General features: G+C 62.0%; 19 protein-coding genes. 6 read left to right on the top strand and 13 right to left on the bottom strand.

The features are described from left to right. Positions 1-301: 301 nt before the first annotated feature. The 4 genes from tcyN to QRN46_RS23045 all read right to left on the bottom strand — a co-directional run bounded on the left by tcyN (position 302) and on the right by QRN46_RS23045 (position 3,771). Positions 302-1,051 carry an L-cystine ABC transporter ATP-binding protein TcyN gene (tcyN, locus tag QRN46_RS23060; protein ID WP_011331946.1) on the bottom strand — a complete coding sequence of 250 codons (750 nt, stop codon included), beginning with the start codon at positions 1,049-1,051 and terminating at the stop codon, positions 302-304. Between the two features lie 4 nt (positions 1,052-1,055). Next, positions 1,056-1,721: a cystine ABC transporter permease gene (gene tcyL / locus QRN46_RS23055; RefSeq protein WP_011331947.1), complete on the bottom strand. Its 666-nt coding sequence runs from the start codon at positions 1,719-1,721 to the stop codon at positions 1,056-1,058. Continuing rightward, the gene (gene tcyJ, locus QRN46_RS23050; RefSeq protein WP_285357447.1) at positions 1,721-2,521 is read right to left on the bottom strand and encodes a cystine ABC transporter substrate-binding protein; all 801 of its coding nucleotides are present in this window, start codon (positions 2,519-2,521) and stop codon (positions 1,721-1,723) included. Before tcyJ ends, tcyL begins: the two co-directional genes overlap by 1 nt. Positions 2,522-2,766: 245 nt before the next feature. After that, a complete protein-coding gene (locus QRN46_RS23045; protein ID WP_085647938.1) occupies positions 2,767-3,771 on the bottom strand; it encodes a D-cysteine desulfhydrase in 1,005 nt (334 codons plus the stop codon). A 190-nt stretch (positions 3,772-3,961) separates the two neighbouring features. Here QRN46_RS23045 and epsC point away from each other — a divergent pair, with 190 nt between their 5' ends. After that, positions 3,962-4,888 carry a serine O-acetyltransferase EpsC gene (gene epsC, locus QRN46_RS23040; RefSeq protein ID WP_007952730.1) on the top strand — a complete coding sequence of 309 codons (927 nt, stop codon included), beginning with the start codon at positions 3,962-3,964 and terminating at the stop codon, positions 4,886-4,888. A gap of 288 nt (positions 4,889-5,176) precedes the next feature. Next, entirely contained in the window at positions 5,177-7,138 is a 1,962-nt protein-coding gene (gene betT, locus QRN46_RS23035; protein ID WP_181457854.1) for a choline transporter BetT, read from the top strand. Positions 7,139-7,162: 24 nt separating this feature from the next. Here the strand turns inward: betT and QRN46_RS23030 are convergent, their stop codons facing one another. Further along, the gene (locus QRN46_RS23030) at positions 7,163-7,423 is read right to left on the bottom strand and encodes a hypothetical protein (protein ID WP_201817942.1); all 261 of its coding nucleotides are present in this window, start codon (positions 7,421-7,423) and stop codon (positions 7,163-7,165) included. Positions 7,424-7,622: 199 nt separating this feature from the next. After that, complete coding sequence (locus tag QRN46_RS23025) at positions 7,623-8,660, bottom strand: LacI family DNA-binding transcriptional regulator (protein WP_011331953.1); 1,038 nt, start codon at positions 8,658-8,660, stop codon at positions 7,623-7,625. Positions 8,661-8,866: 206 nt separating this feature from the next. Between QRN46_RS23025 and QRN46_RS23020 the strand changes: the two genes are divergently transcribed. The 3 genes from QRN46_RS23020 to mgrA are packed head-to-tail and all read left to right on the top strand — an operon-like array spanning position 8,867 to position 13,490. Then, complete coding sequence (locus QRN46_RS23020) at positions 8,867-11,092, top strand: TonB-dependent receptor (protein ID WP_285357437.1); 2,226 nt, start codon at positions 8,867-8,869, stop codon at positions 11,090-11,092. Position 11,093: 1 nt separating this feature from the next. After that, positions 11,094-12,413 carry an LLM class flavin-dependent oxidoreductase gene (locus QRN46_RS23015; RefSeq protein WP_221615547.1) on the top strand — a complete coding sequence of 440 codons (1,320 nt, stop codon included), beginning with the start codon at positions 11,094-11,096 and terminating at the stop codon, positions 12,411-12,413. Positions 12,414-12,452: 39 nt separating this feature from the next. Continuing rightward, positions 12,453-13,490: an L-glyceraldehyde 3-phosphate reductase gene (gene mgrA / locus QRN46_RS23010; RefSeq protein WP_011331956.1), complete on the top strand. Its 1,038-nt coding sequence runs from the start codon at positions 12,453-12,455 to the stop codon at positions 13,488-13,490. A 219-nt stretch (positions 13,491-13,709) separates the two neighbouring features. Here mgrA and tauD read toward each other — a convergent pair whose 3' ends face one another. From tauD to QRN46_RS22975, 7 genes are all read right to left on the bottom strand, one after another. Then, on the bottom strand, positions 13,710-14,552 hold the full coding sequence (tauD, locus tag QRN46_RS23005; protein WP_285357434.1) for a taurine dioxygenase: 843 nt from the start codon (positions 14,550-14,552) through the stop codon (positions 13,710-13,712). A gap of 57 nt (positions 14,553-14,609) precedes the next feature. Beyond that, entirely contained in the window at positions 14,610-15,449 is an 840-nt protein-coding gene (gene tauC / locus QRN46_RS23000; RefSeq protein WP_064382739.1) for a taurine ABC transporter permease TauC, read from the bottom strand. After that, positions 15,446-16,240 carry a taurine ABC transporter ATP-binding subunit gene (tauB, locus tag QRN46_RS22995; protein ID WP_285357431.1) on the bottom strand — a complete coding sequence of 265 codons (795 nt, stop codon included), beginning with the start codon at positions 16,238-16,240 and terminating at the stop codon, positions 15,446-15,448. Before tauB ends, tauC begins: the two co-directional genes overlap by 4 nt. Positions 16,241-16,256: 16 nt before the next feature. Further along, positions 16,257-17,234 carry a taurine ABC transporter substrate-binding protein gene (gene tauA / locus QRN46_RS22990; RefSeq protein ID WP_011331960.1) on the bottom strand — a complete coding sequence of 326 codons (978 nt, stop codon included), beginning with the start codon at positions 17,232-17,234 and terminating at the stop codon, positions 16,257-16,259. A 186-nt stretch (positions 17,235-17,420) separates the two neighbouring features. Next, the gene (gene gshA, locus QRN46_RS22985) at positions 17,421-19,004 is read right to left on the bottom strand and encodes a glutamate--cysteine ligase (RefSeq protein WP_007952700.1); all 1,584 of its coding nucleotides are present in this window, start codon (positions 19,002-19,004) and stop codon (positions 17,421-17,423) included. Positions 19,005-19,218: 214 nt separating this feature from the next. Next, complete coding sequence (locus tag QRN46_RS22980) at positions 19,219-19,602, bottom strand: PaaI family thioesterase (protein ID WP_011331962.1); 384 nt, start codon at positions 19,600-19,602, stop codon at positions 19,219-19,221. Further along, a complete protein-coding gene (locus QRN46_RS22975) occupies positions 19,602-21,926 on the bottom strand; it encodes a Tex family protein (RefSeq protein WP_011331963.1) in 2,325 nt (774 codons plus the stop codon). Before QRN46_RS22975 ends, QRN46_RS22980 begins: the two co-directional genes overlap by 1 nt. Positions 21,927-22,286: 360 nt before the next feature. On the opposite strand from QRN46_RS22975, the gene ompR reads away from it, so the two are divergent. Further along, positions 22,287-23,027, top strand: coding sequence for an osmolarity response regulator transcription factor OmpR (gene ompR / locus QRN46_RS22970; RefSeq protein WP_007952694.1), 741 nt, complete (start codon positions 22,287-22,289; stop codon positions 23,025-23,027). Positions 23,028-23,034: the final 7 nt, after the last annotated feature.

Below are 23,034 nucleotides of genomic sequence, written 5' to 3'. Positions count from 1 at the left end.
ATGGCGTGTCAACGGACAGCGTTAGTTAATTGAAGAATTACGGATTTATCAGAAGCTTCCTACGCAGATAAGGCGCTCTACCTATTCCACCTGGCGAATCGGGCCACAGCTTTTGCCGGATTTTATTGTTCTGTCGTCGGTCTGTTTATACGGCTGGAAACTTGGAGGGGGCAAACTTTAATCGCGCCGAGACTGTTGCAGGACATATATATGTAATGCGGTCACTTGATTAAGTTTTTATTCGGGAGGGCGTAAGGCAAACTTCCATCCATGGAAGTTTATATTCAGGAAAGTTTACGGATCAGCCGTTGTTTCTGAACTTGCTGAGGAACTGTCGAGTGCGTTCTTCTTTCGGATTGGCAAACAACGCTTTCGCTTCGCCTTGTTCGACGATCACGCCTTTATCGAAAAACACCACGCGGTTGGCCACGTCACGGGCGAACGCCATTTCGTGGGTGACGATCACCATGGTGCGTTTCTCCTCGGCGAGGCCGCGGATGGTCGCCAGCACTTCACCTACCAGTTCCGGATCGAGGGCCGAGGTCGGCTCGTCGAACAGGATCACTTCCGGCTCCATCGCCAGCGCCCGGGCAATCGCCACGCGCTGTTGCTGGCCACCGGACAGGCGCCGTGGGTAGGCGTCTTCCTTGCCCGCCAGGCCAACCTTGGCCAGCAGCTTCTTGCCCAGGGCAATGGCTGCATCGCGAGGCGTCTTCTTGACCACGATCGGGCCTTCGATGACGTTTTCCAGGGCGGTGCGGTGGGGGAACAGGTTGAAGTTCTGGAACACGAAGCCCACGTGCTGGCGCAGGTTGCGCACCAGGTTCTGCTGCTGGTTCAGCGGGCGACTGGTATCGATCTCGATCTCGCCGACCTTGATCCGGCCGCTGGTGGGTTCCTCGAGGAAGTTCAGGCAACGCAGGAACGTGGTCTTGCCCGAGCCGCTGGGCCCGATGATTGCCACGACCTCGCCTTCCTTCACCTCCAGGTCAATGCCGTTGAGCACGACTTGACCCTTGAACTGCTTTGTCAGTTTTTCCACGACAATCATGGGGTCAGGACTCCTGGTCGTGCCGATTGACCCGCTCTTCCAACTTGTTCTGGAAGTGCGACAGCACCGTGGCCAGAATCCAGTAGATCAGCGCGGCGGCAAGATACATGGTGAAGACTTCGAAAGTCCGGGCGGTAATCAGCTGTGCCTGACGGAACAGCTCCGGCACCTGAATGGTGGCGGCCAGTGCGGTGTCCTTGACCAGTGAAATGAAACTATTGCCCAGCGGCGGCAACGCCGTGCGCATCGCCTGCGGCAGGATGGCCCGGCGCAGGGTCTGCGCACGGGTCATGCCGATGCTCGCAGCGGCTTCCCACTGGCCGCGTTCGATCGAACCGATCGCGGCACGCAGGATTTCACAGGCGTAGGCGGCCATGTTCAGCGAGAAGCCGATCAGTGCCGCCGGCAGCGGGTCGAGTTCCATGCCCAATTGCGGCAAGCCGTAATAGATCACGAACAGTTGCACCAGCAACGGCGTGCCGCGAAAGAACGACACGTAGATGCGGGCCAGCCAGCTGACCGACTTGAAACGCGACAGGCGCATCAACGCCAGGCCAAAGCCCAGCAGCAGGCCGAAAAACATGCCGCCGAGGCTGAGGATTACCGTGTAGTACGCGCCCTTCAACAGGAAGGGCGCGGAGTCCAGAGCGAGTTGGAAAGCTTCTTCCATTATTGGGTGACGTCAGCGTTGAAGTATTTCTTGGACAGCTTCTCAAGGGTGCCGTCGGCACGCAGTTCGTCGAGGGCCTTGTTCACGGCGGCCAGCAGTTCAGGTTCGCCTTTGCGCAGGGCAATACCCGCTTCCTGACGGGAGAAGGCTTCACCGGCAGCGACGGTTTTTGGCGCTTTCTGGGCGTATTCCAGCGCAGCCAGACGGTCGATCAGGATCGCGTCGGTACGGCCGTTGTTCAGGTCGGCGAACTTGGTCGGATCATCGTCGTAGGTGCGCACGTCGGCACCCGGCACGTTGGCGCGGACCCACTGCTCGTAGTTGGTGCCCAGGCCCACGCCGACTTTCTTGCCGGACAGGTCAGCGGCGGATTTGATGTTCAGCGCGGCGGCCTTGTCTTTCAGTACCAGCGCCTGAATCCCGGAAACGGTGTACGGCTCGGAGAAGTCATACTTCTTCTTGCGCTCGTCGGAGATGGTCACCTGATTGACCACGACGTCCAGACGCTTGGATTCCAGTGCCGCGAGGATGCCGTCCCATTTGGTCGGCTGAATCTTGGCCTTCACGCCCAGCTTCTTGGCCAGGGCTTCGGACAGTTCGACTTCGAAACCCGACAGCTTGCCGTCGGCATCGACGAAGCTGAATGGTGGGTAAGTGCCTTCCAGGCCGACGTTGATAACGCCTTTGTCCTTGATCTGTTGCAGTTGCTCACCGGCAACCGCCTGCCCCAGCAGACCGGCGCTCAGTGCCAGGCCCAGCGAACCTACCAGCAGATTTCGACGTATTGCGGAAAGAATCATGACAAGCCCCTGTGTTTTCTTATGGAAGACGCTTAAGGAAAGTTGGCGAATCCGGGAATTGGACGACAGCGCTATCCTGCCTTAAAGCAGCTTATGCGTCTCTCGCGAAATTCGCCTGCGGCGAGACTATATGACGGTTCTTTTAGAATGGAAAATAATGAATTTTCCGTTTGTTATTCATCTGTGGAATATGTGTTTTTCGTATTCCGGGATGCATTCCCACGCAGAGCGTGGGAACGAGCGCGTCAGAGAAAATCCTTGTACGCAAACAACGCCGGGGCGCCGCCGGTGTGCAGGAAGATGATCGGGCCGTCGTCGAAACGCCCGCGACCGATGCCGTCGAGCAGCCCGGCCATGGCCTTGCCGGTGTAGACCGGATCGAGCAGCACGGCGTCCTGACTCGCCAGCAGTTTCACCGCCGCCAGTGTCCCGGCATTCGGCTCGCCGTAGCGCGGGCCGAAGTATTCGTCCCACAACTCGACCTTGAAGCTGTCCGGCAGCGCCACGCCCAGCAGGTCGGCGGTGCGTTCGGCCAGGCCCTGGACTTTCGGGCGCTGATCTTCTTCGCTGCGCGAGACGGTCACGCCGATCACCGGCAGTTGCGGCAGGGCTTCGCTCAACGCCAGCGCCAGACCGCTGTGAGTGCCGGCACTCCCCGAGGCCAAAACGACGGCGGAAAATTGCAGCCCGGTGTCCTTGATCTGTTCAGCGAGCTCCAGACCGGCGCGCACGTAACCCAGCGCGCCGAGGGCGTTGGAGCCACCGATCGGTACCAGATACGGCTTCTTGCCGTTGCTGCGCAGGCGGACGGCGAGGGCTGCCAGTTGTTCGTCGGCGTTGTCGAGGTTGTCGACCAGTTCGACCTTGGTGTCGAACAGGTCCAGCAGCAGGCGGTTGCCGTTGCCGGTGTAGTTGCTGTCGTCGGTGCCCAGCGGGTTTTCCAACAGCGCCACGCAGCCCAGGCCCAGTTTGGCGGCCAGTGCGGCGGTCTGGCGAACGTGGTTCGATTGCAGTGCGCCGGCGGTGATCAGGGTATCGGCGCCTTGGGCGAGGGCATCGGCGGCGAGGTATTCGAGCTTACGCAGCTTGTTGCCGCCCATGGCCAGCGGCGTCAGGTCGTCGCGTTTGATGTAGACATCGCGGCCGAGCCAGGTGGACAGGCGCTCGAGCTTTTCCAGTGGGGTCGGTTGGCCGAGCAGGTCGAGGCGGTTGAAGCGTTGCAGCTGTTGTTTGATCGGTTGTGTGGACATGGTTCCGTACTGGCGGAGGAAGATCACCGGACTATAGGCACGCCGATTTACCGGGGCAACCGCCAATCGCTTATATCCAAACGTGCTTAGGCCAGCACTATCGGTTCTTAATTCGCGCCCGTGGGCTTGCCGTAAAGTAGTCGCCGTTGACGCGGCCAGACAGTCCGGCCGCCCGTGAGGAGTCTTTACCGTGAGCGAGCGTTCCAGCCATTGGCAATTGCAGACCATCGTCAGCCAGCTGCGTACCGCGCGGGATCAGTGGCGGGCACAAAATGGCCGTGCTTCCGGCGAGCAGGGCGGGCGCGAATTGCCGTCCCGTGATGCGATGGCGCAGATCCTTGAAGCCCTGTGCGGCGCACTGTTTCCGATGCGGCTGGGGCCGGTGGATCTGCGTGAAGAGAGCGAGGATTTTTACGTCGGTCATACCCTCGATGTCGCGCTGAATGCGTTGCTGGCCCAGGCACGACTCGAGTTGCGTTACGTCGCCCGTCACAGTGCTCAGGCAGACACTGAAGTCGAGGCTCAGGCGATCAGGATCATCCAGGATTTCGCCCTCGCACTGCCGGGCCTGCGCAGCCTGCTCGACACCGATGTGCTGGCCGCCTACCACGGTGACCCGGCGGCGCGCAGCGTCGATGAAGTGCTGCTGTGCTATCCGGGGATTCTGGCGGTGATTCACCATCGTCTGGCTCACCATTTGTATCGCGCAGGTCTGCCGCTGCTGGCGCGGATCAGCTCGGAAATCGCCCACTCGGCGACCGGCATCGATATTCATCCGGGCGCGCAGATCGGCCGCAGTTTCTTCATCGACCATGGGACCGGCGTGGTGATCGGCGAGACCGCGATCATCGGCGAGCGCGTCAGGATTTACCAGGCGGTGACCCTCGGCGCCAAACGCTTCCCGGCGGACGAGGACGGCCAGTTGCAGAAAGGCCATCCACGCCATCCGATCGTCGAGGACGATGTGGTGATCTACGCCGGGGCGACGATTCTCGGGCGGATCACCATCGGCAAAGGCTCGACCATCGGCGGCAATGTGTGGCTGACCCGCAGCGTGCCGGCCGGGTGCAACCTGACCCAGGCCAATCTGCAGCATGATGACGGGACGCAGAAGTAATTTTTCTGTCTGATTGTTCCCGCGCAACGCGGGAACGATCGTCCTCGCCACAGCGTCATAACCCCTCTTGAGCTAGCGTACGAAAGGTACCGCTGAGCCCTGCGATTAGTCCTGAGCGTACTATCCATGTTTAACTTGAACGTTCATTCAAGTTAAACCGGCGGTTCGCTGCCCGCTCACAACAGGAGGCTTGCCTTTGCTGAGTCCGATCATTTCAGCCATTTTCCAACCCCTTGAGGTGCACCGTTCATGAGTGCATCGTCCACCCCCGCCAGCGGTCTGGTGCGCATGAATCCGCCGGTGTTCTGGTTCGCCGCGACGGTGATCCTGCTGTTCGGCCTGACGGTCATCGCCATGCCGGAACAGGCCGGCGCCTGGCTTCTCGAAGCGCAAAACTGGGCGGCCAATACGGTCGGCTGGTACTACATGCTCGCGATGACCCTGTATCTGGTCTTCGTGGTGGTCACCGCGTTATCGGGCTACGGCAAGATCAAACTCGGTGCCGACCACGACGAACCCGAATTCAGTTACCTGTCCTGGGCCGGCATGCTGTTCGCCGCCGGGATCAGCATCACGCTGTTTTTCTTCTGCGTATCCGAGCCGCTGACCCACATGCTTCAGCCGCCGCAAGGCGAGGCCGGCACCCCGGAGGCGGCGCGTCAGGCGATGCAGATTCTGTTTCTGCACTGGGGCCTGCACGGCTGGGGCGTGTTCGCCTTTGTCGGCATGGCGCTGGCGTATTTCGCTTATCGGCACAATCTGCCACTGGCCCTGCGTTCGGCGCTGTACCCGCTGATCGGCAAACGCATCAACGGCCCCATCGGCTACGCGGTGGACGGCTTCGGCATCATCGCCACGGTGTTCGGCCTCGGTGCGGACATGGGCTTCGGCGTGCTCCATCTCAACTCCGGTCTGGACTACCTGTTCGGCATCGCCCACACCCAGTGGATTCAGGTCGGCCTGATCACGCTGATGATGGGCGCAGCGATCATCGTCGCCGTCTCCGGTGTGGATAAAGGCGTGCGGGTCATGTCCGACATCAACATGCTGCTGGCCTGTGCGCTGCTGCTGTTCGTGTTGTTCGCCGGCCCCACCCAGCATTTGCTCAACACCCTGATCCAGAATCTGGGCGACTACCTCGGCGCGTTGCCGATGAAGAGTTTCGACCTCTACGCCTACGACAAACCGAGCGACTGGCTCGGCGGCTGGACGGTGTTCTACTGGGCCTGGTGGATTGCATGGTCGCCGTTCGTAGGCCTGTTCATCGCACGGATTTCCCGTGGCCGGACAATCCGCGAATTCGTCTTCGGCGTGCTGCTGATTCCGCTCGGTTTCACCCTGGCGTGGATGTCGATCTTCGGCAACAGCGCCATCGACCAAGTGCTCAACCACGGTATGTCGGCGCTGGGCATGTCGGCCCTCGACAACCCGTCGATGACCCTCTACCTGCTGCTGGAAACCTATCCGTGGAGCAAGACCGTCATCGCGGTGACGGTGTTCATCAGCTTCGTGTTCTTCGTCACCTCCGCCGACTCCGGCACCGTGGTGCTCTCGACCCTGTCGGCCAAGGGCGGCAACCCGGATGAAGACGGGCCGAAATGGCTGCGGGTGTTCTGGGGCGCGATGACCGCGCTGGTGACCAGTGCGCTGCTGTTCTCCGGCAGCATCGATGCGCTGAAGTCGGCGGTGGTGCTGACCTCGTTGCCGTTCTCGCTGATTCTGCTGCTGATGATGTGGGGCCTGCACAAGGCGTTCTATCTGGAGTCGCAGAAGCAGATCGCGCAACTGCATTCCCTGGCGCCGGTGTCCGGCTCACGGCGTGGCAAGGGCGGCTGGCGTCAGCGTCTGAGCCAGGCCGTGCACTTCCCGTCGCGCGACGAGGTGTACCGCTTCATGGACACCACGGTGAAACCGGCCATCGAAGAAGTGACGGCCGTGTTTGCCGAGAAAGGCCTGAACGTGGTCACCCAACCGGATCCGGCGCACGACAGCGTCAGTCTGGAAATCGGACACGGCGAGCAGCACCCGTTTATTTATCAGGTGCAGATGCGCGGCTACTTCACGCCGTCGTTCGCCCGCGGAGGCATGGGCTCCAAGCAGCTCAACAATCGCCGCTACTACCGCGCCGAAGTGCATCTGAGCGAGGGCAGTCAGGACTACGATCTGGTCGGTTACACCAAAGAGCAGATCATCAACGACATCCTCGACCAGTACGAACGGCACATGCAGTTCCTGCATCTGGTGCGTTGATCGGGGCAGGGCGCCGGGACGCTTTCAGGTCTCGGCGCTCAGCACCATGAACAACACCATCGCCGCCAGCGGCACGCCATACACGGCGCTGCCGATCGCAATCTCCGTCCCCAGCGGCTGCCCGGCGTGCACCACGCCGACCGCACCATTGATCACCGTCAACGCCAGCCACAACGCCGCGAAACCATAGGCCAGCGTCTGCCGACTGAAACCGATGCGCTCGCCGATGTAGAACATCAGCGCCAGCAGGATCAGGCCGAAGAAGATGATGATTGCGGTGTGCATGGGGAGGCCTGCGGCATAGTCGGTGTTTGGTCGGGCGCCTTCGCGGGCAAGTCGAATCGTCGCACCGCCGCTCCCACAAGGGTTCTGTGTCCTCCACAGATTCTGTACGCAACACAGAACCTGTGGGAGCGGGCTTGCCCGCGAAGGCGCCACCTCGGTTTCATTTAGAGCATAGCCAAACCCGCCCACGCCATATTCGTCAGATACTTTCCCGCTCAATGACTGTGCATTGCAGCAGATTCAACCGCTGCACCTCATCACTCGGCAGCACGCCCAGACTTTCCAGCACCCGCGTCGCCGCCAGTACACCGATCTCCAGCGCGGGCGGTTTGATGGTGCTCAGGCTCGGCAGCAGCATTTCGGCGAACGGGTAGTCGCCGAAGCCGAGGACGGCGCAGTCTTCGGGGATCTTAAGGCCGGCGCGTTGTCCGGCGAGCAGGCCGCCGGCGGCGAGGTTGTCGTTGGCGAAGATGATCGCGTCCGGGCGGGGTGAGGCGTTCATCAGCGCTTGCATCGCTTGCTTGCCGGCCTCGAACGGGGCTCGATCGGTGTCGGGTGCGAATACCCAGGGCTCAAGTCCTAGCTCACGCACGGTCGCCGCATAACCGTCGCGGCGCTCCAGTGCGCTGAAGTCGCCGGGTGCGCTGTTCTGCACGAAGGCGATTCGCCGGTAGCCTTTGTCATGCAGATAACGAGCGGCACTGACCCCCACTTCAAAGTGCGAAAAGCCGATCTGCATCGGCTCGCGATCCGGTTGGTAATCCCAGGTTTCAACCACCGGAATATCCGCTTCGGCGAGCATCTTTTCCGTGCCCGCGCTGTGGAAGTGACTGGTGACCACCAGCGCCGCCGGCGACCAGCCGAGGAACGCCCGCACGGCGTTTTCTTCCTGCTCGGTGCTGAAGTAACTCGATGCCAGCAACAGCTGATAACCGTGACGGCTGAGGGTGTCGCTGAAGCCCTGAATGGTGTTGGCAAAGATCGGCCCGGAGATGTTCGGGATCACCATGCCGACGATTTTCCCCCGTGCAGAGGCGAGTCCGCCGGCCACCAGATTCGGCACATAACCCAGTTCGGCGACCACCGCCGCGATCCGTTCGCGACGCTCGGGCGAGACCTGTTCCGGCTGGTTGAAATAGCGCGACACGGTGATCGCCGAAACACCGGCCTGGCGCGCCACCGCGTTGAGGGTCACGCGGCCGGCGCCACGGCGTTTGCGGGGCTTTTCTTCGCTCAAGGCTCGACCCTTCTTAAAAACCAAAACGCATATAAAAGTAATTTTTCAGTATTGGACGGTCTATGTCCGGCTTGCCAATACTGGCGATGTTAGCGCTAACAATGCGCGTTGTCTGCTACTCGCTCGAGCGAATGCCCAAGACACCGAGACAGGCGCTGTCGTCGCAGAACGGCAGCGGTTCAGGGCAACTTTCCGAGCGGGCAAACATGCACAACATTCCTGGGGCGACACACAAACTGGCGCAATCGATCCGCGCTGCGGGCTGGCTAATCACCGGGCTGGCTGCGCTGCCGCTGCCGGCCGCGTTCGCCGCCGACAGCACCGATCAGGAGCCGACACTCAAGTCCGTCACGGTCACCGCCACCCGCCGCGAAGAGTCGCTGCAAAAGGTCCCGGTGGCGGTGTCGGTGATCGACGGCGAGCAGTTGGAACGCGACAACCGCAACAGCGTGGCGAGTATCGTCCAGCAAGTGCCGTCGCTGAATTTCCGCACCGGCGCATCGAACAAGGACACCTCGTTGTTCGTGCGTGGCGTGGGGACGATTTCCACCTCGCCAGGCGTCGAGCCGACCGTGGCCACGGTGATCGATGGCGTGGTCTATGCCCGTCCCGGCCAGTCCACTCTGGATCTGCTGGACTTGGAACGCGTCGAAGTTCTGCGCGGCCCGCAAGGCACGCTGTTCGGCAAGAACGCTTCGGCCGGCGTGCTGAACATCACCAGCAAGGCGCCGACCGCCGAGACCCACGGCTACATCGATCAGTCGTACTACAGCGGCAACGAAAGCCGCACCCGTTTCGGCATCGGCGGCAGTCTGATTCCGGACACGCTCAAGGGCTCGATCAGCACCTTGTTCGGCACGTACGACGGCAACGTCGACAACCAGCACAACGGTCAGGAGGTCAACGGCTATAACCATCGTGGCGTGCGCGGCAAACTGGAATTCACCCCGAACGACGACATCACCTTCACCCTGATCGCCGACTACATGCAGTCCCACGATGACGGCCCCAACGGCGTCGTGACCAAGGCTCTGACCCCGGCTTTCGCCAATGCGTTGAGCCCGGTCAGTGCCACCAGCCACAACCGCGACATCAACACCGACACCCGTTCCCACGTCGAGGACACCAACAAGGGCCTGTCCGGCCAGCTCGATTGGCAACTGGGGGATTACACCCTGACCTCGATTACCGCGTGGCGCGGCTGGGACAACACTCAGTATCAGGATGGCGACCGCCTCGGCAGGGTGACGGCTGCGTTCTCCGGCACGGCGGACAAGGGCGATCTGGCCTTCGATCAGTACTCGCAGGAGCTGCGGCTGGCGTCGCCGAAAGGCGAGTTCCTCGAATACGTCGGCGGCCTGTTCTACATGCACGGCAAGGACGAGGAAACCTATCAGCGCACCCTGACGACCACCACGCGCACTGATCGCGGCGTCGCCGATTACAGCACCACCAGCGACAGCTATGCGGTGTTCGGCGAGAGCACGCTGAATTTCACCTCGGACTTTCGTGGCATCGCCGGCCTGCGCTACACCCACGACGATCTCGAATACGATCACCGTCGCGTCTCCACGTCCGCCACCACCGTCAGCGGCATTCAACCGGCCACCCGCAGTTCCGGCTCGGTGGACGAGGACGGCTGGTCCGGCCGGCTCGGTTTGCAGTACGACCTGAGCGATACCGTCACCACCTACCTGACTTACTCGCGCGGCTACAAAGGCCCGGCCTACAACGTGTTCTTCAACATGCAGCCGCGCGATACCGAAGCGCTGAAACCGGAAACCTCCAACACCTGGGAGGCGGGGATCAAAGCCTCGTCCTGGAACAATCGCCTGACAACCAACCTGGCGGTTTTCCACAGCGACTACGACAACTATCAGGCGAACTTTTTCGACACCGTCGCCGGGCAAGTCGTAACGCGCCTGATCAACGCCGGCAGCGTCAGCACCGAGGGTGTGGAACTTGATTTCGCCCTGCAGGCGACCCAGCAACTGAAGTTCTCCGGCGCGCTGGCCTACACCCGCGCCCGCATCGACGAGTTCGCCTGCCCGGCGGGCGCGGCGGCGTCGTGCAACGTCAACGGCAAGCCGCTGCCGTTCAGCCCGGACTGGAAAAGCTACGTGCGGGCCGACTACACCATCCCGCTGGATAACGGCCTGGATATCGAACTCGGCACCGACTACAGCTGGCAGAGCGAAGTGCAGTACGACATCAGCCAGAACGCCGACACCAAGCAGGGCGCCTACGGCCTCTGGAATGCCAGCGTGGCCCTGGCCGATTACACCAATGGCTGGCGCGTGGCATTGCTGGGCAAGAACCTCACCGACAAGTCGTATTCGCCATTGCTCGCCAGCGGTGGCAACTACATCTACCGCGCCGTGCCTCGCGACCACGAGCGCTACTTCGGCGTGCAACTGCGCAAGGACTTCTGAGATGAGCAGACAGCTGAAACTCGGCGCGTTCCTCATGGCCACCGGGCACCACGTCGCCGCGTGGCGTCACCCGAATGTGCCGGCTAACGCCGGGCTGGATTTCGCCCACTACAAACGCCTGGCGCAGATTGCCGAGGCGGCGAAGTTCGACACCTTGTTCGTCGCCGACAGCGTCGCCGCCCCGACCCAGGACATCGCCAGCCGCATGGCCCGTTCCGATCATTTCGAGCCGCTGACCTTGCTCTCGGCACTGAGCGCAGTGACCGAGCACATCGGCCTGATCGCCACCGCCACCACCAGCTACAACGAGCCGTACCACGTGGCGCGTAAATTCGCTTCGCTCGATCACCTGTCCGGCGGGCGGGCGGGGTGGAATCTGGTGACCTCCGACAACGCCGCCGAAGCGCAGAATTTCGGCCGCGACGAACACATCGGCCATGCCGAACGCTACAGCCGCGCCCGGGAATTTCATCAGGTGGTCACCGGGCTTTGGGACAGTTGGCAGGACGATGCCTTTCTCCGCGACAAGGTCAGTGGCGCGTATTACGACCCGGAAAAACTGCATGTGCTGGATCACGTCGGTGAGCACTTCCGGGTCAAAGGCCCGCTGAATGTCGCGCGTTCGCCACAGGGTCAGCCGGTGATCGTGCAGGCCGGCTCGTCGGAAACCGGGCGTGAACTGGCGGCGCAGACGGCCGAAGTGGTGTTCACCGCGCAGACCTCACTGGCCAGCGCTCAGGCGTTTTACGCCGACCTCAAGGGACGCTTGCCGAAGTACGGACGCAGTGCCGATTCGCTGAAAATCATGCCCGGCGTGTTTGTCGTGGTCGGGCAGACGGAAGCCGAAGCGCAGGAAAAATGTGAAACGTTTCAGCAATTGGTCGAACCCGAGGTGGGCATCGCCCTGCTTGGGCGTATGCTGGGCAACTTCGATCTGTCGAAGTACCCGCTGGACGGGCCGCTGCCGGAGTTGCCGCTGACCGACAGCGGTCAGCAGAGTCGACAGAAACTGCTGACCGAACTGGCCGGCCGCGAGCATCTGACCCTGGCCGAACTGGGCCGCAGAATCGCTGGCGGTCGCGGGCATTACAGCGTCGTCGGCACTCCGGCGCAGATTGCCGACCGTTTGCAGGAATGGTTCGAGCAGGGCGCGGCGGACGGCTTCAACGTGCTGGTGCCGCACCTGCCCGGCGGGCTCGAAGACTTCGCCAACGGCGTGGTCCCGGAACTGCAACGGCGTGGGCTGTTCAGAACCGAATACGAGGGCCGGACCTTGCGCCAGAACCTTGGCCTCGCCCGGCCCCGCAACAGATTTGCGTAGCAATCGACACCCGATTCAAGACCGACAAGAGAGGATTCGATGACTTACACCGCTGCCGAAAACCGCTATGACTCCATCCCTTACCGCCGCGTCGGACGCAGCGGTCTGGTGCTGCCGGCGCTGTCGCTGGGCCTGTGGCACAACTTCGGCGACAGCACGCCGATCGACACCCAGCGCTCGTTGCTGCGCACGGCGTTCGACCTGGGCATCAACCACTTCGACCTGGCCAACAACTATGGCCCGCCCTACGGCAGCGCCGAGATCAACTTCGGCCGTCTGCTGCGCGAAGACTTCAAGCAGTATCGCGATGAACTGATCATCTCCAGCAAGGCCGGTTGGGACATGTGGCCCGGCCCTTACGGCCAGGGCGGCGGTTCGCGCAAATACGTGCTGGCCAGCCTCGACCAAAGCCTGCAACGCCTGGGCCTGGACTATGTGGATATCTTCTATTCGCACCGCTTCGACCCGGACACCCCGCTGGAAGAAACTGCAAGCGCCCTCGCCACGGCGGTGCAGCAGGGCAAGGCGTTGTACATCGGCATCTCGTCTTACTCCGGGGTGAAAACTCGCGAGATCGCGGCACTGCTCAAAGAGTGGAAAGTGCCGCTGTTGATTCACCAACCGGCCTACAACCTGCTCAACCGCTGGGTGGAAAAGGATCTGCTCGACACCACCGACGAACTTGGCACCGGCGTGATTGCGTTCACTCCGCTGGCGCAAGGTTTGCTGACCGACAAATACCTCAACGGCGTGCCGGCGGATGCGCGGGTCAATCGTCCGGGTGGTGGTTCGTTGCAGGCTTCGCATTTGTCCGAGGCCAACATCGCTCACGTGCGGGCGTTGAATGAAATCGCCAAGCGTCGTGGCCAGAGCCTGGCGCAATTGGCATTGGCGTGGACACTTCGGGATCCTCGGGTGACTTCGGCGCTGATTGGCGCGAGCCGGCCGGAGCAGATTGTCGAGAACGTCGGGGCGTTGAAGAATCTGAGCTTCAGTGCTGAGGAACTGGCGGAGATTGACCGGTTTGCCCAGGAGGGCGGGATCAATCTTTGGGAGAAGCCTTCGACGGCGGAGTGATCGAAACTGGGGTGGGTCAGATAGATCCCCCCCTCACCCCAGCCCTCTCCCCCAGGGGGGCGGGGGGGAAAGGGAGCAAATCTCCGTGCTTTTCAAACCCGAGTTCGATTCGATATTTCAGGTCGGTATATAGCGACAAAACACCTCGGTCAGTCCCCTCTCCCTCCGGGAGAGGGTTAGGGTGAGGGGGGCTCTTGATTTTGCTCTGGCGTTAAAGGCTCAGCGAAAAAACGGCACATCCCCCAACACCGTAGCCCGCTGCATCACCCGCCGCGCCGGCCGGTAGTCATCCACCGCGTAATGCTGCGTCACGCGGTTGTCCCAGAACGCAATGTCGTCCTTCTGCCAGCGCCAGCGAATGGTGAACTCCGGCCGCGTCGCATGCGCGAACAAGAACTTCAACACCGCTTCGCTCTCGGTCTCCGACAGCTCATTGATCTTCGACGTGAACCCTTCGTTGACGAACAGCGAACGCCGTCCGCTCACCGGGTGCGTGCGAATCACCGGATGCGACAGCGGTGGATTCTTGCGCCGCGCCTCTTCCCACTGCGCCAGTGCCTGCGGCGTGTTGCCATAGCGCTCCAGCGGAAACGAGCGGGTGAAGTCGTGAGTCGCGGTCAGCCCTTCGAGCAGCGCTTTCATCGGCGCCGAGAGCGCTTCATACGCAGCGATCCCGCTGGCCCACAACGTGTCGCCACCAAACTCCGGCAACAGCTTGGCGCTGAGCACCGCACCCATGGCCGGGGTCGGCAGGAAGGTCACGTCGGTGTGCCAGATCGCGTTGTCGCGCACGTCGGTGACGGCGGTGTCGAGGATCAGCACTTCCGGCTGTTCCGGCACGTTCGGGTAGATCGGATGAATGTGCAGGTCGCCAAAGTAGGCGGCGAAACGCGCCTGCTGCGACGGTTCGATCGGTTGATTGCGGAAAAACAGCACCTGGTATTTGAGCAGTGCCTGCTCGATGGCGTCGCGCTGTTCCAGGTTCAGCGGCTGGCTGATGTCGACGCCGCTGATCTGTGCGCCGAGGGCCGAGCTTAACGGGGTGATGTTCAGGCTGCTCATGGTGGTTCTCTTCAATTCCGGGGCCCCGAAACTGTCGGGGTAGTCAGTGCTGAAAGATCAGTGGGCCTGGCCGTGCCACGGCACCAGTTTGCGTTGCAGGGCGCGCAGGCCCATCTCCATCGCGAAGGCGATCAGGGCGATGACCAGAATCCCCAGCACCACCACATCGGTGACCAGGAACTGCGCGGCCGACTGCACCATGAAGCCCAGGCCGCTGGTGGCCGCGATCAGTTCGGCGGCGACCAGCGTCGACCAACCCACACCGAGGCCAATGCGCACACCGGTCAGAATGTCCGGCAGGGCGCTTGGCAAAATCACATGGCGGATCAGTTGTGCGCGAGTGGCGCCCAGCGACTGTGCGGCGCGCAATTTGGCCGGGTCGACGGTGCGCACGCCGGTGGCGGTGGCAATCGCGATCGGGGCAAAAATCGCCAGATAGATCAGCAGCACTTTCGACAACTCGCCGATGCCGCACCAGATCACGATCAGCGGCAAATAGGCGAGTGGCGGAATCGGCCGGTAGAACTCGATCAGCGGATCGAGCACGCCACGGGCGATGCGGTTGGCGCCGATGGCAATGCCCACCGGCACTGCGGTCAAAATCGCAAAACCAAGGCCCAGACCGATGCGGCTCAGGCTCGCGCCCAAGTGCTGCCACAACGTCGAATCCATGTAGCCCGTGGTCGCCAGCAACCAGCCTTTTTGCAGCACGGCGGACGGTGGCGGCAGGAACAGCGGCTCGATCAGGCCAGTGGCCGTCACCGCCCACCAGATCACCAACAATGCGAACAGGGTCAGCAGGCTGATCCAGCGGGTGCTGAGGCTGCGGCGCACGGGAATCACCACCGACGTGGCGGCGGGTTTCACGGCGGTAGCGGAAACGTCGTAACTGCTCATGCGCGCTCCTGCCGCTGAACGGCGCTGCGTTGCGAGAACACTTTGGCCAGCACGTGCTCGCGGGTTTCGATGAAGCGCGGATCGGACTTGATCGCCCGCGCCGATTCGCCGGCGGCGTAGCGCTGGCCGAAGTCGAGGTGCAGACGCTCGACGATCTGCCCCGGATTCGGCGCCAGCAGAATCAGGTCAGTGGCGAGGAACACCGCTTCTTCAATGTCGTGGGTAATCAGGAACACCGGCTTGGCGGTGCGTTGCCAAACCTGCAGCAACAGCTCCTGCATCTGTTCGCGGGTGAAGGCATCGAGGGCGCCGAAGGGCTCGTCCATCAGCAATACACGCGGGTCGGCCGCGAGGGCGCGGGCCAGGCCGACACGTTGCTTCTGGCCGCCGGAAAGCTGCCAGATGCGACGGTGTTCAAAACCGGAAAGATCGACCAGCGCGAGCATTTCCCGGGCGCGCTGTTCGCGTTTGTCCTTGGCCACACCGGCCAGTTCCAGACCGAAAGCGACTTTGGCCAGTACATCCTGCCAGGGCAGGAGGGCGTCGTCCTGAAACACCACGCCGCGCTCGGCGCTCGGGCCTTTGACCGGCACGTTGTCGAGGGTGATACGACCGGCGCTCGGTTCGACGAAGCCGGCAATCAGGTTCAACAGCGAAGTCTTGCCACTGCCGGACGGGCCGAGGGCCACCAGCAATTGCTGAGGGCCGAGGGTCAGGGAAATGTCGGACAGTACCGGTTCCGGGCTGCCGGGATACTGTGCGCTGATGCGCTCCAGCTGTAGCAAGGCCATCGCGATTAACTCCCGATCAGTTGGTGATGTACTTGGCGCTGACGTACGGCGCGTAGTCCGGCAGCACCGCTTCGACCTTGCCTTGTTCTTTGAGGAACGTGGCGGTATCGGTGATGGCTTTGGTGGTCGGCGCGCCGAGGTCACTGACCTGATCCGCCGCCAGCGGGTAGACGTTACCTTGCAGCAGCAATGGGATGTCGCTGGCCTTGGCGCCGGAGAGCTTCACCAGCTTGTCGACGTTGCTCTGGTTGGCGAGCCAGGCTTTCGGATCCTTGCGGTAGTCGGCGTAGGCGTCGAGGGTGACCTTGGCGAAGGCGGTGACGATTTCCGGGTGCTTCTCGGCGAAGTCCTTGCGCACGATCCAGGCGTCGAAGGTCGGCGCGCCGAACTTGGCCAGTTCACCGGATGTGATCAGCACTTTGCCGTTTTCCTTGGCCACACCCAGCGCCGGATCCCAGACGTAGGTAGCGTCGATGTCACCGCGTTTCCACGCAGCAATGATCGCTGGCGGGGCGAGGTTGAGGACGGTGACTTTCGATGGATCGATGTTCCAGTGCTTCAGCGCGGCCAGCAGGCTGTAGTGACCGGTGGACACGAACGGCACGGCGATTTTCTTGCCGACCAGATCCTGCGGCGTCTTGATGCCAGAGCCGTCGCGGGCGACCAGTGCTTCGGCGGCGCCGATCTGGGTGGCGATGAGGAAGGTTTCCACCGGAACTTTGCGGGTGATCGCGGCGGTCAGCGGGCTGGAACCGAGGTAACCGATCTGCACGTCACCGGACGCGATGGCGGCAATGATGTCGGCGCCGTTATCGAATTTGCGCCAGTTGATGTCAGCCTTGGTGGCTTTCTCGTAGGCACCGTCGGCCTGGGCGACTTTCGCCGGGTCAACGGTGGTCTGGTAGGCGACGGTGAGGTCGGCGGCCTGAGCCAGGAAACTTGCAGCGGCCAGAGAGGCCACGGCCAGCAGGCGAAGCGGGAAATTCAGTTTCATTGAAGAGCTCCATATCAGGCGACCGAGCGTCGGCGTGAAAGGAGACTAAATAATCTAAAAATAAATAACTTTTTAGAATGAGCTTATGAGCGGAAAAATCTAAGGGAGAGAACGTGATAGTTGGGAGAGAAGGTGATCGTTCCCACGCTCTGCGTGGGAACGATCAAAGATCACGGATGGAAGCGATCAGTTACTGATCGCCAGAATGCTCGCCTGATACGACCCGACAAACACGTCGAAATCGCCAACTTCGTTTTGCTCCAGCTCAGCTTGCTGCGCCAGCGAAGACCGCGCCAGTTCTTCAAACTTCGCCTGTTCCTCAGCCGCCAACGGCTCGCTGCGGAAGAACTCGGCATGGGCCTGGCTCTGGCGCAGGGAGAATTGCGCGAAGCTTTCCTTGTGCGCTGCCATCGCCGCAAGCACCTGGGCCGAAGGCGTCAGGGACGAATCCTTAACCTTGGCCAGTTGCGCATCGAGTGCCTTGCTGTGGGCATCGCCGCCGTGGCTTTGATCCAGCAGCGCCGCCAGCGGAGCGATTTTTTCCAGCAGTTCGGCGGCCCATTCCTTCAGCTCGACCGGTTGGCCGTCGCGCTGCAATTGCAGGCCCGGACGACGACCTTCCTTGACCACGCTGAGGAAGTTGGAGGTGGCGTTGCCGCAGGAGTTGTTGGTCAGCAGCGGGCTTTCGTTCAGCGCGCAGTACAGCAGGAACGCGTCGAGGAAGCGCGACTCGGTGAGGTCGATGCCCATTGGCAGGAACGGGTTGATGTCCAGGCAGCGCACTTCGACGTACTGGATGCCACGGGCCATCAGGGCCTGGATCGGACGCTCGCCGGTGTAGGTCACGCGTTTCGGGCGGATGTTCGAGTAGTACTCGTTTTCGATCTGCAGGATGTTGGTGTTCAGTTGCACCCACTCGCCATCCTGGTGCGTGCCGACTTCGACATACGGCGCGTACGGCGTCGCCACCGCTTTGCGCAGGCTGTCGGTGTAGCTCGCCAGGTCGTTGTAGCAAGGGGTCAGACCGGCCTGGGCGTTGCTCTGGTAACCGAGATCGCTCATGCGCAGGCTGGTGGCGTAGGGCAGGTACAGGGTGTCCGGATCCAGCTGTTCCAACTGGTGCGCACGACCGCGCAGGAAACCCGCGTCCAGCGCCGGCGAAGCACCGAACAGGTACATCAGCAGCCAGCTGTAGCGGCGGAAGTTACGGATCAGCGCGATATAGGACGACGACTGGAAATCCCGGTCGGTGCCGACGAAGCCTTCGGCTTCCTTGAGCAGCGGCCAGAGCTTTTCCGGCAGGGAGAAGTTGTAGTGAATCCCGGCGATGCACTGCATGGTCTTGCCGTAACGCAGGGCCAGACCCTTGCGGTAGACGTACTTGAGCTGACCGATGTTGGAGGTACCGTAATAGGCGATCGGGATGTCTTCCTCGGCCGGCAACGGGCACGGCATCGATGGACTCCACAGGTACTCGTTGCCGAGCTTGCTGTAGGCGAAGCGATGAATCTTGTCCAGGCTCGCCAGGGTGTCGGCCGGGTCTGGCAGGGCGGGCGTGATGAACTCCAGCAGCGACTCGGAATAGTCGGTCGTGATCTGTTCGTTGGTCAGCGCGGAACCCAGGGCTTCAGGGTGCGGCGTTTGGGCCAGGCGGCCTTCGCCGGTCACGCGCAGGCATTCACGTTCGATACCGTGAAGGCACTGCTCAAGCAGAGAGAGGTTAGCGCGCTCGCCGAGCAGAGCCAGGCGGCGGTTGAGAAGTTCGCTCAATTTGGATTCCTTCACGCGTCAGTCGCCCCAATATGGGGGTGGGCAGGACGGTCTACAAGGGTGAAGTTGAAACTGGCGTTTTCGCCTGGTTTTCGGGCCATGAAAGCCCCATTGGAAACGCCAACTTCAGTCCCTGAATCTGGCAGACGCGGGCGAGGAAAACTCCGACGCTGCGATCACAGCGCCGAAATTAACTCAAAATGATGAACAACATCTACAGGACAGCGAACGTGCCTTGCGCTTTTGCGACCAGTTTGTCGCCCTGCATCACGTCGGCTTCGACCACCAGCGTGCGCCGGCCCGGGTGGATCACCCGCGCCGTGCACATCACCTCGCCTTCAGAGACGGCGCGGATGTAGTTGATCTTGCACTCGATGGTCGCGCTCTGCTGGTCGAAGCCGTGGGTGCTGGAACAGGCCAGCCCCATGGCGATATCCACCAGACTGAACAACGCGCCACCGTGCAGCTTGCCACCGCGGTTGCGCAGTTCGGGTTCCAGCACCAGGGCGACTTGCGCCACCCCGGTTTCCAGGCTGTGCAGGCGGCAGCCCAACAGCTTGAAAAACGCGCTCTCGACGAGCCCGGCCGGCATATCCATCAGCGTTTCTTCAACTGCTTGGCGTTGGCAAACAACGACGCCATCGCGTTATTGGCTGGAGCCGCCGGGGTGCTTTCCTTGCGTGGCGCCGAACCTTGCGACTGGCGTGGTGCCGAGCCCGGACGCGAGCCACGGGCACCGTCGATCTTCTCGCCCGGGGTGTCGCTCATGCGCATCGACAGGCCGACGCGTTTGCGCGGGATGTCGACTTCCATGACTTTCACTTTCACCACGTCGCCGGCCTTCACCGCTTCGCGCGGATCCTTGATGAATTTCTCCGACAGCGCCGAAATGTGCACCAGACCGTCCTGATGCACGCCGATGTCGACGAATGCACCGAACGCGGTCACGTTGGTCACCACGCCTTCGAGGATCATCCCCAGTTGCAGGTCCTTCAGGTCCTCGACGCCTTCCTGGAACTCGGCGGTCTTGAACTCCGGACGCGGGTCGCGGCCCGGTTTTTCCAGTTCCTGCAGGATGTCGGTGACGGTTGGCAGACCGAAGGTCTCGTCGGTGAATTTCTTCGGATCCAGACGCTTGAGGAACGCGGCGTCGCCGATCAGCGAGCGAATGTCGCGGTCGGTTTCAGCGGCGATGCGTTGCACCAGTGGATAGGCTTCCGGGTGAACGGCTGAGGAATCCAGCGGGTTGTCGCCATTCATCACACGCAGGAAGCCGGCGGCCTGTTCGAAGGTTTTCTCGCCCAGACGCGCGACTTTCTTCAGCGCCGCGCGAGTCTTGAACGCGCCGTGCTCGTCACGGTGGGCCACGATGTTCTGCGCCAGGGTCGCGTTGAGGCCGGAGATCCGCGCCAGCAGCGCCACGGAGGCAGTGTTCACGTCCACGCCCACGGCGTTCACGCAGTCCTCGACCACGGCGTCCAGACCGCGCGCCAGTTTCAGCTGCGACACGTCGTGCTGGTACTGGCCGACACCGATGGATTTCGGATCGATTTTCACCAGTTCGGCCAGCGGATCCTGCAGACGACGGGCGATCGATACCGCGCCACGGATCGACACGTCCAGATCCGGGAATTCCTTGGCTGCCAGTTCCGATGCCGAATACACCGATGCGCCGGCTTCGGAGACCATGACTTTGGTCATTTTCATCGCTGGGTATTTTTTGATCAGTTCGATCGCCAGCTTGTCGGTCTCACGGCTGGCGGTGCCGTTGCCGATGGCGATCAGGTCGACCGAGTGCTTGGCGCACAGGGCGGCCAGGATGGCGATGGTCTGATCCCATTTGTTGTGCGGCACGTGCGGGTAAACCGTGGCGTGATCCAGCAGCTTGCCGGTGGAGTCGACCACCGCAACCTTGCAGCCGGTGCGCAGGCCCGGGTCGAGGCCCAGAGTCGCGCGCGGGCCGGCCGGGGCGGCCAGCAGCAGGTCGTGCAGGTTGTGGGCGAACACGTTGATCGCTTCGGTTTCGGCGCCGTCGCGCAGCTCGCCGAGCAAGTCGGTTTCCAGGTGGGTGTAGAGCTTGACCTTCCAGGTCCAGCGCACCACTTCACTCAGCCACTTGTCGGCCGGACGGTTCTGGTTCTGGATGCCGACGTGCTGGCCGATCATGCCTTCGCACGGGTGCAGGGTGCCCGGCAGCTCTTCGCCGACTTTCAGCGCGGAGCTGAGAATGCCTTCGTTGCGGCCACGGAAAATCGCCAGCGCGCGGTGCGACGGCATGCTTTTCAGCGGTTCGTCGTGTTCGAAGTAGTCACGGAACTTGGCGCCTTCCTCTTCCTTGCCGGCGATCACGCGGGCACTGAGGGTGGCTTCCTGTTTCAGGTAGGTGCGCAGTTTTTCCAGCAGGTTGGCGTCTTCGGCGAAGCGCTCCATGAGGATGTACTTGGCGCCTTCCAGCGCTGCCTTGACGTCGGCCACGCCTTTTTCGGCGTCGATGAAGCGCGCGGCTTCGGCTTCCGGGGCCAGCGACGGGTCGTTGAACAGACCGTCGGCCAGTTCGCCGAGGCCGGCTTCCAGGGCGATCTGGCCCTTGGTGCGGCGCTTCTGCTTGTACGGCAGGTACAAGTCTTCGAGGCGGGTCTTGGTGTCGGCGAGTTTGATTTCGCGCTCCAGCTCAGGGGTGAGTTTGCCCTGCTCCTGAATGCTGGAAAGAATGCTGATGCGCCGTTCGTCGAGTTCTCGCAGGTAGCGCAGACGCTCTTCCAGATGACGCAGTTGGGTGTCATCGAGGCTGCCGGTCACTTCTTTCCGGTAACGGGCGATGAAGGGAACGGTAGAGCCTTCATCGAGTAGCGCGACGGCCGCTTCGACCTGTTGTGGGCGTACGCCGAGTTCCTCGGCGATGCGGCTGTTGATGCTGTCCATAAAACCACCTGACAAATTGTGAAAGCAGGCTCGCAGGCGCGTAAATGAAGGCCCGGAGTCTGGTGGGGCGGCTTGATGCTGGCCGCTGCCTGGGTCAAAAGGCATCCCATTGACCCGTGAAATCGAACAATTACTGCGGCGCCCATGAAAATAAGGGACGGCCACCTTCGGTAACGATTCAGACGTTGCCTGACACAAAAGGCCGCGCATTATAACCAGCGTTCTGTCATTCGGGGGCGACACAGTCTGTAGGCTCAAGCCCCGGTTTTCTGGCAGTGAAGGAAAAATCTGCTAACAATGCACACGGTGCGTATAACGGCAGCTACGCCATAATGCGCGCCGAGCTAAAAGGAGCATCCAATGAGCAGCACTGCACAAACTGCTGAAGGCGAAAAAATTCTCATCGTTGACGACGATCCGGGGCTGAGCAGCCTGCTGGAACGCTTTTTCGTCAGCAAGGGCTATCGTGCCCGCGCCGTACCGAATACCGAGCAGATGGACCGTCTGCTGTCGCGTGAAGTGTTCAACCTGGTCGTCCTCGACCTGATGCTGCCGGGCGAAGACGGCCTGACCGCTTGCCGCCGCCTGCGTGGCGCGAACAATCAGATTCCGATCATCATGCTCACTGCCAAGGGTGACGAGCTGAGCCGTATCAAGGGCCTGGAACTGGGCGCCGACGACTACCTGGCCAAGCCGTTCAACCCGGACGAGCTGATGGCTCGCGTCAAAGCCGTGCTGCGCCGTCAGGCCGCGCCGGTGCCGGGCGCGCCGGGCAGTGAAGAAGAAAACGTCACGTTCGGCGACTACGTGCTGTCCCTGGCCACCCGCGAACTCAAGCGCGGCGACGAAGTGCACATGCTCACCACCGGCGAGTTTGCGGTACTCAAGGCCCTGGTGATGAACGCCCGTCAGCCGCTGACCCGCGACAAGCTGATGAACCTGGCCCGTGGCCGTGAGTGGGATGCCCTGGAGCGTTCCATCGACGTGCAGATTTCCCGTCTGCGCCGGATGATCGAACCCGATCCTTCCAAGCCGCGCTACATCCAGACTGTCTGGGGTGTCGGCTACGTGTTCGTGCCGGATGGCAACTCCACCAAGTGATGGGTGA

Source organism: Pseudomonas sp. lyk4-R2A-10, from assembly GCF_030209075.1.
Taxonomy (GTDB): Bacteria; Pseudomonadota; Gammaproteobacteria; order Pseudomonadales; family Pseudomonadaceae; genus Aquipseudomonas; species Aquipseudomonas glycinae.
This window is presented reverse-complemented; position numbering and strand designations above follow the sequence as displayed.

Coding starts and splice junctions, on each gene's coding strand:
- mgrA (WP_011331956.1), top strand. CDS start 12,453: ATGACTTACACCGCTGCCGAAAACCGCTATGACTCCATCCCTTACCGC.
- QRN46_RS23020 (WP_285357437.1), top strand. CDS start 8,867: ATGCACAACATTCCTGGGGCGACACACAAACTGGCGCAATCGATCCGC.
- tauD (WP_285357434.1), bottom strand. CDS start 14,552: ATGAGCAGCCTGAACATCACCCCGTTAAGCTCGGCCCTCGGCGCACAG.
- QRN46_RS23030 (WP_201817942.1), bottom strand. CDS start 7,423: ATGCACACCGCAATCATCATCTTCTTCGGCCTGATCCTGCTGGCGCTG.
- QRN46_RS22975 (WP_011331963.1), bottom strand. CDS start 21,926: ATGGACAGCATCAACAGCCGCATCGCCGAGGAACTCGGCGTACGCCCA.
- betT (WP_181457854.1), top strand. CDS start 5,177: ATGAATCCGCCGGTGTTCTGGTTCGCCGCGACGGTGATCCTGCTGTTC.
- tauB (WP_285357431.1), bottom strand. CDS start 16,240: ATGGCCTTGCTACAGCTGGAGCGCATCAGCGCACAGTATCCCGGCAGC.
- QRN46_RS23045 (WP_085647938.1), bottom strand. CDS start 3,771: ATGTCCACACAACCGATCAAACAACAGCTGCAACGCTTCAACCGCCTC.
- tcyN (WP_011331946.1), bottom strand. CDS start 1,051: ATGATTGTCGTGGAAAAACTGACAAAGCAGTTCAAGGGTCAAGTCGTG.
- tcyJ (WP_285357447.1), bottom strand. CDS start 2,521: ATGATTCTTTCCGCAATACGTCGAAATCTGCTGGTAGGTTCGCTGGGC.
- QRN46_RS22980 (WP_011331962.1), bottom strand. CDS start 19,602: ATGGATATGCCGGCCGGGCTCGTCGAGAGCGCGTTTTTCAAGCTGTTG.
- tauA (WP_011331960.1), bottom strand. CDS start 17,234: ATGAAACTGAATTTCCCGCTTCGCCTGCTGGCCGTGGCCTCTCTGGCC.
- QRN46_RS23015 (WP_221615547.1), top strand. CDS start 11,094: ATGAGCAGACAGCTGAAACTCGGCGCGTTCCTCATGGCCACCGGGCAC.
- tcyL (WP_011331947.1), bottom strand. CDS start 1,721: ATGGAAGAAGCTTTCCAACTCGCTCTGGACTCCGCGCCCTTCCTGTTG.
- tauC (WP_064382739.1), bottom strand. CDS start 15,449: ATGAGCAGTTACGACGTTTCCGCTACCGCCGTGAAACCCGCCGCCACG.
- ompR (WP_007952694.1), top strand. CDS start 22,287: ATGAGCAGCACTGCACAAACTGCTGAAGGCGAAAAAATTCTCATCGTT.